Source organism: Arthrobacter sp. R1-13 (assembly GCF_054161475.1).
The window spans coordinates 441,298-453,454 of record NZ_CP096420.1 but is presented as its reverse complement, the minus strand read 5'-3'; the positions used below and the strand labels follow the sequence as shown (position 1 = coordinate 453,454).

9 protein-coding genes are annotated in these 12,157 nt (G+C 60.5%); 1 reads left to right on the top strand and 8 read right to left on the bottom strand.

Translation table 11 applies throughout. The features are described from left to right. Positions 1-52: 52 nt before the first annotated feature. Both M1D88_RS02215 and M1D88_RS02210 read right to left on the bottom strand, forming a co-directional pair. The gene (locus M1D88_RS02215) at positions 53-313 is read right to left on the bottom strand and encodes a hypothetical protein (protein ID WP_458112991.1); all 261 of its coding nucleotides are present in this window, start codon (positions 311-313) and stop codon (positions 53-55) included. 96 nt (positions 314-409) lie between these two features. Next, positions 410-604, bottom strand: a complete 195-nt coding sequence (locus M1D88_RS02210; RefSeq protein ID WP_458112990.1) for a hypothetical protein — start codon at positions 602-604, stop codon at positions 410-412. A 598-nt stretch (positions 605-1,202) separates the two neighbouring features. Between M1D88_RS02210 and M1D88_RS02205 the strand changes: the two genes are divergently transcribed. Beyond that, positions 1,203-2,783 carry an MFS transporter gene (locus tag M1D88_RS02205; RefSeq protein WP_458114608.1) on the top strand — a complete coding sequence of 527 codons (1,581 nt, stop codon included), beginning with the start codon at positions 1,203-1,205 and terminating at the stop codon, positions 2,781-2,783. A 127-nt stretch (positions 2,784-2,910) separates the two neighbouring features. Here the strand turns inward: M1D88_RS02205 and M1D88_RS02200 are convergent, their stop codons facing one another. The 6 genes from M1D88_RS02200 to M1D88_RS02175 all read right to left on the bottom strand — a co-directional run bounded on the left by M1D88_RS02200 (position 2,911) and on the right by M1D88_RS02175 (position 12,063). Continuing rightward, on the bottom strand, positions 2,911-5,505 hold the full coding sequence (locus M1D88_RS02200; RefSeq protein ID WP_458112989.1) for a carboxypeptidase-like regulatory domain-containing protein: 2,595 nt from the start codon (positions 5,503-5,505) through the stop codon (positions 2,911-2,913). Between the two features lie 257 nt (positions 5,506-5,762). Continuing rightward, positions 5,763-6,533 carry an SDR family NAD(P)-dependent oxidoreductase gene (locus M1D88_RS02195; RefSeq protein ID WP_458112988.1) on the bottom strand — a complete coding sequence of 257 codons (771 nt, stop codon included), beginning with the start codon at positions 6,531-6,533 and terminating at the stop codon, positions 5,763-5,765. Positions 6,534-6,636: 103 nt separating this feature from the next. Then, positions 6,637-8,502: an IucA/IucC family protein gene (locus M1D88_RS02190; protein WP_458112987.1), complete on the bottom strand. Its 1,866-nt coding sequence runs from the start codon at positions 8,500-8,502 to the stop codon at positions 6,637-6,639. Further along, positions 8,499-9,056: a GNAT family N-acetyltransferase gene (locus M1D88_RS02185; RefSeq protein WP_458112986.1), complete on the bottom strand. Its 558-nt coding sequence runs from the start codon at positions 9,054-9,056 to the stop codon at positions 8,499-8,501. The genes M1D88_RS02190 and M1D88_RS02185 overlap by 4 nt, the downstream gene beginning before the upstream one ends. Next, complete coding sequence (locus M1D88_RS02180; protein ID WP_458112985.1) at positions 9,053-10,468, bottom strand: lysine N(6)-hydroxylase/L-ornithine N(5)-oxygenase family protein; 1,416 nt, start codon at positions 10,466-10,468, stop codon at positions 9,053-9,055. The genes M1D88_RS02185 and M1D88_RS02180 overlap by 4 nt, the downstream gene beginning before the upstream one ends. Then, positions 10,465-12,063, bottom strand: a complete 1,599-nt coding sequence (locus tag M1D88_RS02175; protein WP_458114607.1) for a pyridoxal phosphate-dependent decarboxylase family protein — start codon at positions 12,061-12,063, stop codon at positions 10,465-10,467. The genes M1D88_RS02180 and M1D88_RS02175 overlap by 4 nt, the downstream gene beginning before the upstream one ends. Positions 12,064-12,157 lie beyond the last annotated feature (94 nt).

Below are 12,157 nucleotides of genomic sequence, written 5' to 3'. Positions count from 1 at the left end.
GTGTCGGCAGACCGTTTGCGTGTCCTCAGGTTATTTCCGTGTCCCGCCGGCTCTAGGAAGAGTGAGGCATTTGGGGCCTGCTGGTCCTATGGATCGCAGTCACGGCCGCCCCCTGACCCATACGTCCAGGGCCGTTGCCTCTCTCTTTGGCGTGGCGGCGCTTGCCATTCCCTGCCGGCCACTGCGGTCCTTCGCCGGGGATCTTGGCCAGCCCGAGTGGCGTCCGCTCGGGAAGCGGTATCTCATTCATAGAGGCCACCAGGTGCTCCGCGATGTCGGCTTTGATTTCTTGTTCAGCCTGCTGTTCAGCCATTGCTCCTCCTTCCACGATGAAATGAAATGCACATCCAGCGTCAGATGTGCCGGAACTGCTTAGATGCTGTAGCTCTTGCTGCCAGGATTGCTATACCTACCAGCGGACTTTCTTCTCGGCGGGCCCCTGTTTTCCGCTCGTGTGGGTGGGCTTGTGGTTGTGGCCGACGCTTTGGGATGTTGTTCCGCCCCGCGATTTACTGGCCAGCATCTCCTTCTGGGCTTCTGTCAGCTTGGACTTGATGCCCTTGGAGCGGTCCTGATCCTTGCCGGAATCCTTTTGCTTGCTCATGGTTTGTCTCCTTCCATGCGCCCTCGGCAGACCGAAGCCCCTTGGTACCGCGTGGACCCGGATACCCCACGGCAGAAAAAGCCCCTAGGGAGAATCGTCGATGACAGAGCATCAAGAATGGGAACAACGCGAAGGAATGGTCTCTTCAAGCGCAGACTTTTTGGTGGTTACGTGGCGATCGGACCATCGATACCTTCGATGGAGGGCGACCGGCCTGGCTACTCAAAAATCAGTGTTCCCATGGCTCAACCATAAACAATAATCAGACAACTTGTGAACCCCGCAACCGGGATTAGTTCGGGACGCTCTCGTCGCCCTTACGTTCCGCTGGGCCCACCAAAAATGGCCAATTGAGGCCGTGTTTGACGGTCATCCCCAAAAATTTTGGATGGCGAACGCGCAAATACGAAAAATCCGCACCAGCATGCGGCAAGACCGGCCACAAATATGTCTGATATTTGCGTCTGACGGACGCTTAAAAACATGAGCTTACGGCACCAGAATCGGAAAAGCCATAGACATCGCGTAAAATTGAAGGCCTGCCCGGAGCGGGGCAGCTACAAGTCGCAAGCAAATGACCTCCACGGGAGTTGCCCAAATGCCCAATGACCGAAGCATGACCGACTCTTCAGCAGGCGCTACAACCGCCAGCGGAACCAACAACATCGCACCAACAGGTGTAAGGAAAAAGCTGATACCGCGTCGACGACTCAAGGAGTCCGACGTCAACGTAGTGAACCAGCCCATGCTCAAAAAAGCACTCGGCGGCACCATCGTTGGAAACACCATGGAATGGTTCGACGTCGGAGTGTTCGGCTATCTGATCACCACGATGGGACCTGTCTTCCTGCCAGAGGCCGACGCCGAAGTGCAGACGCTGTTCCTTCTCGGAACCTTTGCAGCAACCTTCATCGCCCGCCCGCTTGGCGGAGTTGTCTTCGGATGGCTTGGCGACAAGATTGGCCGCCAGAAGGTGCTGGCAGCAACCCTGATGCTGATGGCGGCGAGTACTTTCGCCGTCGGTCTCCTGCCCGGCTATGCGCAGATAGGTATCTGGGCGGCAGCGCTCCTGGTGCTGCTGAAGCTTGTACAGGGCTTCTCCACCGGCGGTGAATATGCCGGAGCCACCACCTTTGTCAGCGAATATGCCCCCGACAAGCGCCGCGGATTCTTCGCGAGCTTCCTTGACCTGGGCAGCTACCTGGGCTTTGCCATGGGCGCTGCGCTGGTTTCGGTCCTGCAACTGACTCTTGGTCAATCCACCATGGAGGAATGGGGCTGGAGGATACCGTTCCTGGTGGCCGGTCCGTTGGGTCTCATCGCCATTTACTTCCGGAACAAGATCGAGGAATCTCCCCAGTTCCAGGCCACCCTTGATGCCCAGGAAGCCTTGGGCAAGGATGCCGCAGCAGGTGATGTTGACGCTGCCAAGGGTCCTGTAGGCATCATCAAGGCCTACTGGCGCTCGCTCATAATTGCCATGATCCTGGTTGCCGCCGCAAACACCGCCGGTTATGCACTGACCTCCTACATGCCCACTTACCTCACGGAGTCCAAGGGCTATGACCCGGTCCACGGGACGCTGCTGACCATTCCGGTCCTGGTGATCATGAGCCTGTGCATTCCGCTGACGGGGAAGCTGTCCGACCGCATTGGACGCCGTCCGGTTCTGTGGATCGGCGCCCTCAGCACAGTAGTCCTGGCTACCCCGGCGTTTCTGCTGATCGGAATCGGAGAAGCTTGGTCGACACTCGCTGGCCTGTCCCTGATCGCTTTCCCGGTGGCGTTCTACGTGGCCAACCTCGCCTCAGCTCTCCCGGCGCAGTTCCCCACCGCCAGCCGATATGGAGCCATGGGAATCGCGTACAACTTCGCTGTGGCCATTTTCGGTGGGACCACGCCCTTCATCGTCGCAGCACTCATCAAGGGCACCGGCGACGACATGATGCCGGCGTACTATCTGATGGCCACCTCGGCCATCGGTGCGGTAGCAATTTACTTCCTGAAGGAGTCCGCTCAGCGTCCCCTGCCCGGGTCTATGCCCAGCGTGGACACGGCGGCTGAAGCCAGGGAACTGGTTGCCACTCAGGACGAGAACCCGCTGATCGACCTGGATGACATGCCGTTCGATCCTCCGGCATCAGAGCAGGAGCCGGAGAAGGTCCCGGTCGGCGTCTGATCAAAAGGCGTCTGATCAAAAACTGTTAGGCCCGCTTTGCGTGCTCCCACTTGGGGGAAGCACGCAAAGCGGGCCTGCAGCGTTAACCGGAGCGCACGGAGGTTGTAGGGAGCACTGATGGATTCAGCTATCTGACGTAGCCAAACACGTCCACCACCAGGTGAATCGGCCCGGTCGATGAGTTGCGCACGGTGATCCTTCCGTCCGCCCCGATGGGGACGATGGCGAAGTTGGCCACCGTCAGACCCTTTGTAAAGTTCACGTTGGAGACCCCCGGCAGCGCAGTACGGGACGGGTAGGCAGTGAGATGGCCCGGAGCCGAGGGCTGGGTGACGGTCAGGTTCACCATGGCAGCCTTCGCACCGGCAGGAATGCCATGGGCCCCGCCAATCGGAATACTCACATCCCTCCACGCATGCACCGGCCCTGCCTCCAGGCGCGAGTCCTTCAACCGGGTGGGCACCATTGCCTGATAGCTTCCCTCAACAGTGCTGGCTCCCGGAAGGAAGTACCCCATCACGTCAACCACAACCCCGGTCCTTCCCGGCGAGGTGTTGGCGATGCTGATCTTGCCATCGGCACCCACAGGAACCACCGCCATATTCGGCACGTCCTTGAAGGGTTCGTAGTTCACGTTGGAAGTGCCCGGCCGGCTGGTTCCGCTGGCAAACGCCGTGAGGTGCCCGTAATTCAGGCTGTCAAAGCCAAAGCGGGCCGCGGTGATGTTTACGACGACGGCGGCAGCACCGGCGGGAACCCCGCCAGCGCCTGCAACCTGAACGTTCAGCGTCTGACCGCCCGCGACACCGCCTGTGCTGCGGCTGTCCACCGCCCGGAATGGCCTCAGCGGCGAATACGTGCCCGGCAGAGCTGCCGAACCGCCCCCGGTAAAGTACCCGGCGATATCAGCGATCACGTGGGCCGAGCCGGTTGACCCAGAATCGATCCCGATGACAATCTTCCCGTCAATTACGGGGACCACTGAATAATTCGGCACTGTCTCCCTGTCGCCATAGTTGACGGTGGAGGTGCTGTCGACAATGGCGCCAAGGCCGGTGGCGGATGCCACGCCACCCCCATAAGGTTCAGTGACTGTGACGTTTACAGCGACGGCACTGACGTCGGCCGGTATGCCATAGCGGCCTCCAACGTCAATCACCTGGGTTCCACGATTGATGAGTCGGCCCAAGGTTTGGCGAGAATCGAGCACTCGAGTAGGCGTCACGGCATGGAACTTTCCCGCCGCCTCAGACGGATTCCCCATTCTCTCGAATGACAATATTCCAACGTCAACAGCCTGTCCGCTTTGGATTCTTATCACCTGAGCCTTGCTGCGTTCAGTCGCATTTCCGGAGTAGATGGTTCTCCAGCTGACACCTTGGATAATCTCCGGCCGAGCGACTATTTTGAGGATGAATTCCCCGTCCGGCAGTCCTTGGAGCAGAAATCGCCCTTTGTAGTCAGTCAGCCTTTCCCTGTCTTGCCCGCCGTTCACGGGACTGGCTCGGACAATGGCTCCGTACACCGGAACAGCTGTTTCACCAAGCACCGTTCCTGAAATGGACGCGCCGGGTGTGACTTGGAAGTCGATACCGCCCGTGGCGGAGCCTGCAGTCACTACAACTGCAGCACCAGCCTCCCTATTGGCGACTCCCGGATAGAACTGGGGTGCGACCTGTCCGGAGGGAAGAGGATTCGTATCTGTGAAACGCACTTTGTAACTGCCGGGGGCAACCTTAGCGACAACGTAATCTCCCGCGGAGTTAACTGGCGCCTGCTGGAGCATGTTTCCAAGAGAGTCAATCAATTGGACCCTGTGATCTGCCCTACCTCCGTCGACGTGGCCGCTAATAGAGCCCGCCTGGAGCATGGTTGCCGCTACACCGGTGCGCTGTTCCCCTTCAGCCAGGACGATCGTTTCCGCCGTTGCACGCTCGAAAGTCCCAGGATGCCAGGTAGTGCCGGCAAGGGCAGGATCCATGGACCCGAACCGGAGCGTCAGCGGCCCCGGGGGCAGTTGAGTCAGGGTAAAAATACCGCTGGAGTCGAAGGCCGCGCTGGAAACGGTGCTGCCCAGGGACGAAGAGGCCGATACATTTCCGGGACCTGGGGCCACACCGCTGGGAAAGGCCACTGTCCCGCTGATTGAGGCAGGCTTTTTCAGATCAATGGCGAGGCCGCTTCTTGTTTCACCTTCAGTCAAACTCACCGAAGTGGCGGCGGCATCCTCGGTGGCCCCGCCGTACCAAGTGGTCAACAAACCCGATTCACCGGGCTCCACCCGGACCTTGTAGTCATTTGCAGAAAGGCCCTTGATCTGGAAAGTTCCATCAACCGAGACAGGCACCGATTTCTTCAGCTCCGTTTCGGCTCTCTCAAGGACGGCGGTGATGTGCGTACTTTCAGCGACCACCGTGAGTTTTGAAGCGTCGAAGCCAGCAGGAACCGATACAGATCCGGAAATTATGGCGCCCGGGGCCATGGTGATGTTCAAGCCCCTGTAATGCCTGCTCTGCAGCGAAATTTTGGTTGCATCCTGCAGCCGCGGAGCATCCCCGAACCAGGTATCCGCCAGACCGGTTTCCCCGGGCAATACTCGAAGGGCTGTATGTCCGACACCGTAACTGTAGGGAAGCCGGAAGCGTCCACTTGTATCAACGGGGACTTCTCCCCACGCTGAGGGCGAGTCAATGTCTGAGTGCGCGACGCGGAGTTGGTTCATGCGGGTGCCGGGAGGAGCAGAGACCTGTCCCTCAAGATAAAAGGTCCACCCGTCCGCGGCGGCGGGAGCGCCCGCTCCCGCCAAGCCAACTAAGGCTAAACATCCACATAAAATTGACGCCAATATGCGTCGCGACGCGTTGCTGTGCACGCTGCCGCCTTTCAATCAAGGCGGCATAACCGCTCCCCCCGCTTATTGCGGCAGACGTCAGTATAGGGGTTTTCGGAAGAACTGCATATCACGTTCCACCGTGGCCCCTATCTTGCCCTGCGAGGGGGTCCCGTCGTCAGCCGCGCCGGCAACATTTGTGCCGCCGCCATCATGACCCTGTATCTCTTTGAGGGGATCCAAACCGCCTTCCCGTGCTCGCTCGCGGCAAGGCCTTCACGGACTACCCGGTCGGGGTGCAGCCACATCCACGGAGGGGCCACGGACTTGTCCATGTCCATCCGGTCGTGGAACTCAGTATGGGTCAGGCCAGGGCAAACGGCCGTGACGGTGACGCCCTGCGGGGAATAGGCGAGGTTGGCCCAGCGGCTGAAGGCGACGAGCCAGCCTTTGGCTGCGGAGTAGGTTCCCCGAGGGAGGAACGCGGCCACGCTGGCCACGTTGATGATCTTTCCGGAGCCGCGTTTCAGCATTGCTTTCAAAGCAGCATGGCTAAGCACCATCGGCGTCTCCACCAGCAGTTTCAGGTGCCTCTTCTCCTCCTCGATGTCATTCTCTTCGAATGACTTGAGCAGCCCGAACCCTGCGTTGTTGACCAGGATCTCCACCGGATGCTCGTCGTCGGACAGGCGTTCGACGACGGCTGCCACCCCGCCGTCGTCCGTAAGATCTGCCACGATCACCTCTGTCGAGATGCTGTACAGGTTCTCCAGCTCCCCAGCGGAAGCATCCAGCCGTTCCCTGTCCCGTGCCACCAGTACGAGGTGATGTCCTTGTTCGGCCAACTGGCGGGCAAACTCCGCGCCCAGGCCAGCAGTGGCGCCGGTGATCAATGCTGTTGTTCCTGTTGGCATGCCCATGGTCCCAGACTAACCGGGTGGCTTAACTTGCGGCAGGGACCGAGCCGGGCCAAGGACCACTGGTCCTGAACAGCCCGGCTCGTTCCTGGGTGGATGCGGCTGGTCAGCCGGCGAAGGTGGCCAGCGGATTCCTCAGGCGCCCCGCCATCTGGAGTCCGCCTGAAGGATCAGAGATGTCCAGCATCTGCTGGTTGTTCCGCAATTGGAGGCGGTTCAGACAGGAGAACTGAAAGTCATCCGCAAAGAGGTCATGCTTGGAGAACTGGTCCGCGAGTTCGGGATGCTCCGCCTGATAGTCGCGGATGGCCTCGGCTGCGGTGCGCCAGAACGTCTCCTGGCTCATCACGGAATCTTCCTCCAGGAGAGCGCTGAGGAACCTGAAGATGCAGTCGAACACGTCGGTGAAGATTGCCAGGACCTTCTCGCCGTCGGGGACGTCAGCCTTGACCCGGCTTAACTCCTCCGGCAGTTCCATCCTCTCCCCCATCACCACAATCTCCTCAGCTATGTCCTTCATAATGGCGCGGACCGGAACCCCGTCCTCAAGCACCAGGATGACGTTTTCGCCGTGCGGCATGAATGCCAGCTCGTAGCGGAAGAGGCAGTGCACCAGCGGGATGAGATAGGCCTCGAAGTAGCGGCGCAGCCAGTCCGACGGCGCAAGCCCGGATCGCCCGATAAGGGCAGAAACGAAGGGTTTTCCTGAGCTGTCCACGTGAAGGAGCGAAGCCATAGTGGTCAACTGCTGGCCGTCCTTGAGCAAGGGAAGCGGACTTTCCCTCCACAGCGCCGAGAGCATCTTTCGGTAGGGCGAGCCCTTGGCCGAGGCGGCCTCGTAGTAGCCATTGTGGTAGCCCATGGCCGCCACTTCCCTGATCACGGCCAGCCCCCGCGATTGGAGGGCCTCGTCGCCGGTGATCAGTTCCTGCAACCAGTCATTGATGGCAGGGGTCGCTTTCATGTAATACGGCGAGAGACCCCTCATGAAGCCCATGTTCAGCACGGAGATGGCCGTTTTGACATAGCATTTTTCCGGCTCAGTTGTGTTAAAAAAGGTCCTGATGGACTGCTGGGCCTGATAGGCATCGGCCCCGATCCCGAGATGCACAATGTGCTGTTGCGCTATTTCGGCAGCGAAGGTCACGGTCAGTTTGTTTTCCCACTGCCAGGGGTGCACCGGCATCAGGAAGTAGCTGGACGGTTCGAGGCCCTGGCTTCGGAGTTCGGCGTCGAAAAATGCGGCATCGCTGCCCAGTTCCGCCTCGAGGTGCTCGCGGTAGTCTAACCCTTCGCTGGACGTGAAGACCGCTTTGGTTCGGTGCACCGCGATCCAGTCGAGCTGAACGGGCGCTCCAGCTTCCGGCGCAAATGCACGGAAATCCGCAATGCCGAATCCAAGGCGGCCATTGTTGGCCACGAAGCAGGGGTGCCCCTCGGTCATGCTCCGCTCAATGGTTTGGAAGTCGATGCTCGGATTTGCTCCGCCCGTGACCCCAACAGCAAGCTCGGCCGAGGAAGGCTGCCCGATCCATTGCTTGAAGGCATGGCTGGCGAGCGTGCTGCTGATTTCCTCCAGATACACCGGCAGCATCTCTTCCCGGATACCCAGTGTCTCCCGGAATTCGGTGATGAAAGTCAGGGCATCAACGGTTGCTTCAGTGCCATTCCGTGTGCAGGCGATGGTGGTGCCGTCAATGGACCAGTGCTCCAGTTCCAGTCGCCGTGCCGTAAACCTGTACTCAGCAAGGCCGTCGTCGCTGACGAGACGGTAGGAGTGCGCCGTCCCCGCTCCCTTGGCGTCCGCACCAATGGCAGGAGCGACCTTCTCCGGGGACAGGATTCTTTCATGCGAAAATTCGGCGAGCGCTTTGCGGACCAGGTGACGGTTGGCCTTTGCCCACAGTTCCGGTTTAAGGTGAGCGGCCGAATGTCCTGCCGCCAGTACGGATTCGAGTTCAATGGTGCTCATAAGGTGGCTCCCTGGAGGTCGTGTTCGATGAGGTCTCGCGCGGCGTGGAAGTCCGCGCGGGTGCAGAAGCTCAGCAGCGCCTGCTTATCCGGAAGGTCCACGACACCTGCTGGTTGGAAGCCCAGCCGCTCATTAAGGGCGTGGATCTTGGTGTTTCCCGCATCCGGCTCAACAACCACGCGCTCAATGCCGGGCTTCTGGAACAGGTGCTCCAATACCGCCGTCATGACAGCAGTGGTGTAGCCGGATTGCGGCTGACCCGGGGGCGGTGCCACCAGAAGGTGCATGCCGATGTCACCGGGTTGCACTGCGTATACGGCTGCAAGGGGTGATGCTTCCGGCTGGTATTCCTCCATAAGGAAGGCGGGCTCATCGCCGTCGAGCCCCAGCAGCGCATGGTGATGGCCGCTCGACTGGATTCTGGAGTATTCCTCCACAACGTCGTCGAGGGTGGCTGTCAGCATTCCCCAGAATGAGGCATAGGGCTTGGTGACCCAGCTGTGAAGCAATGGAGCGTCGTGGACAGCATCGAGGCAACGGAAAGTGAGACTCATCCCCGGACCGCCAATGCATCCGGCAGACGCGCTGCACGCGAACCTGCCGCGTGCTCAGCTGCGGCTCCCTGCCCTGACACGTCTTGTCCCGGGGCACCGAACTGCTGGAACGCGATGCTCCGCTCCACCGGGTACACCTCAGTGCCGGTCATCTCCCGCAAAATGCAGGAGTTGCGGTACGCGGCCATGCCGAGGTCAGGGGTCACAAAGCCATGTGTGTGGAGCTCCGCGTTCTGGACAAAGATTTCGGCGGGTTCGACGCCGGTGCTGTAGTTGCGGTCCACCGCGAACCGGCCGCGGGAGTCGCGTTCGATCCGGTCCTGGATGCCGGCAAGGAACCCTGGCTCGCGGTAGCTGTAGCCGGTAGCGAGAACCACGGCCTCGGTCTCCAGCGTGTAGTCCCGGCCCTGCTCCTCGTGCCGCAACTGCAGAGTGTGCGATGCGGCGGAGGTGTCCCATGATGCCGCGGTGAGCGCGGAATGAGTCAGCAGCTGTGTATCCACCAGCCCGGACAGGCTCTTGGTGTAGAGGAGATCGTAGATGGCGTCGATGAGGTCGGAGTTGATGCCCTTGTAGAGGTTCTTCTGGCTCTTGATCAGCCCGTCCCGCTGCTCCTCCGGAAGCTCGTGGAAGTAATCCACATACTCCGGCGACGTCATTTCCAGTGTGAGCTTGGTGTATTCGAGCGGGAAGAATCGGCCGGACCGAGTGACCCAGTTGAGCTGGTACCCATAGACGTCGATTTCCTGCAGCAGCTCGTAGTAGATTTCTGCCGCACTCTGCCCGCTGCCCACAATGGTGATGCTGGCCTTGGACTGCAGCTCACTCTTCCTCAACAGGTAGTCCGCGTTGTGGCTGACAAGTCCGCCGGCATCAACCACCCCTGCACAGGACTCCGGCACATAAGGTGACGTGCCAGTCCCCAGCACCAGCCGCCGTGCCCGGAGCACCTCGGGCCCTTGGGGACCGTTCAGCGACAGTGTGTAAACGCCGTCGTCGTACGTGATCTCCCGGACATCAGTGCCAAACCGTACAGCCTCGAGCTGCCCGGCAACCCATTGGCAGTACTGGTTGTACTCCGCGCGCAGCGGGTAGAAGTTTTCCCTGATATAGAAGCGGTAGAGACGTCCGGTCTGCTTCAGGAAGTTCAGGAAGGAAAACTGCGACGTCGGATCGGCCAGCGTCACGAGGTCTGCCATGAACGGTACCTGCAAGTGCGCGGGCTCGAGCATCATTCCCGGATGCCAATCGAAGGACTCCCGGCGCTCGAGAAACACTCCGTCGAGCCCATCAACAGGCTCGCTCAGGGCGGCCAGTCCCAGGTTGAAGGGCCCGACGCCGATCCCGGCGAAATCGTAGACGCGTCCTGTTGGATTGCTGTGGTTCATGACTTCGGAGGCTGACGTGTTCATGCGCGCACCCCTGCCGTCAATTCATCTAAGTTGGCAGCGGGCACCTCCGGCAGGAGGCTTTCACCGGTGTTCCGTAGCAGGTTGATGATTTCCACGATGTCCTCAAGGGTGGCCTCTGCGTTGAGAAGAGTGAACTTCAGGTAGTGACTGCCGGCCACCGTTGTACCGGCCACCACGGCCTTGCCCGATGCGAACACAGCTGAACGGATGGCCGGGTTGAGGACGTCAGCCGTATCTTCCTGGAGGCGCGAACCATCGGCGAGGAGCGGCCGGTAGCGGAATACAAGAGTGCTGAGTTGGGGTTTGGCCGCCAGTTCAAAATCGGGATCCTCCGCCAGCACCTCCCCCACCCGGGCAGCAAGGTCTATCGCCTCGTCAAAGAGCGCACCGACAGCGTCCGCTCCCATGATCCGCAGGGTGAGCCACAGCTTGAGGGCATCGAACCGTCGCGTGGTCTGGATGCTCTTATCAACCTGGTTGGGAATTTCGGCGCGTGCGGCGCTTTCCGGGTTGAGGTAATCGGCGTAGTAGGTCACGTGGCCCAGCATGGACGCCTCACGAAGCAGGAGAGCACTTGAACTTACCGGCTGAAAGAACGTTTTGTGGAAGTCAACGGTGACCGAATCGGCGAGGCCTGTTCCATCCAGAAGCTGGCGGTAGGCGCCCGACACCATCAGTCCGCCACCGTAGGCTGCGTCAATGTGGAACCAGGCTCCGTAGGCGCGGGCCAGCGCGGCGAGTTCGGCCAAGGGGTCAACAGCGCCAAAATCAGTTGTCCCCGCAGTGGCCACAACAGCCATGGGGACCAGTCCGGCGTCGTGCGCTTCCGCCAAAGCCGAGGCCAAAGCCGTGGGATCCATGCGGTGTTCGGAATCGCACGGAACGGACACGACGGCGTCGTACCCGAGGCCCAGCATCGAAGCTGACTTCCGGATGCTGAAGTGGCTGTCCGCCGAAGTGAAAATCCGCATCTTGTCGAGCAAAGCGGGAAGGCGCGGGGCTGTGGTTCCGTCGCCCTCGGCGTTACGCCGAAGCTCGGCTGCTGCATGGTTGCGGGCGATCAGAAGCGCCTGGAAGTTGGACTGGCTGCCTCCGGAGGTGAAGATTCCATCCGCTGCAGGTCCCAGCTGCAATCGTTCAGCAGCCCAGTCGATGAGGCGGCGTTCAATCATGGTGGCCCCTGCGCTTTGGTCCCAGGTATCCATGGAGGAATTCACCGCGGACAGAACAGCTTCACCGACCAGCGCCGGAATCACGACGGGGCAATTAAGGTGTGCGGCGTATTTGGCGTCGTGGAAGTAGATCGCATCCCTCAGGTAAAGCGCTTCCAACTCCTCAAGGGCGGCAGCGGTATCCGGGAGAGGCTGTTCCAGGTTCACCCCGTCCACCCTCAGCTTCAACTCGCCGGGCTGGACGCCCGTGAATGGCCGCGTGGTGCGGTCCAGTTTGGTGGCGACTGCGTTGACTCCCTGCAGGACCTGGGCCACATACCGGGGCGAATTGCGGGCGTTGAAGAGCTGATTTGTGGCTGAAAGCGCCAACTCGAGGCGGGAACCAAAGTCCTGAGCGGGCTTGGCCGGAACGTCGGCAGGCATTTCATCCAGAGGGGACGGCAACGTCACAGTGGTCTTCCTTTGATCGCATTGTTGGGTGGCAGGGCAAGGTAAGCCTTACTTAGGTTCCCCTTTA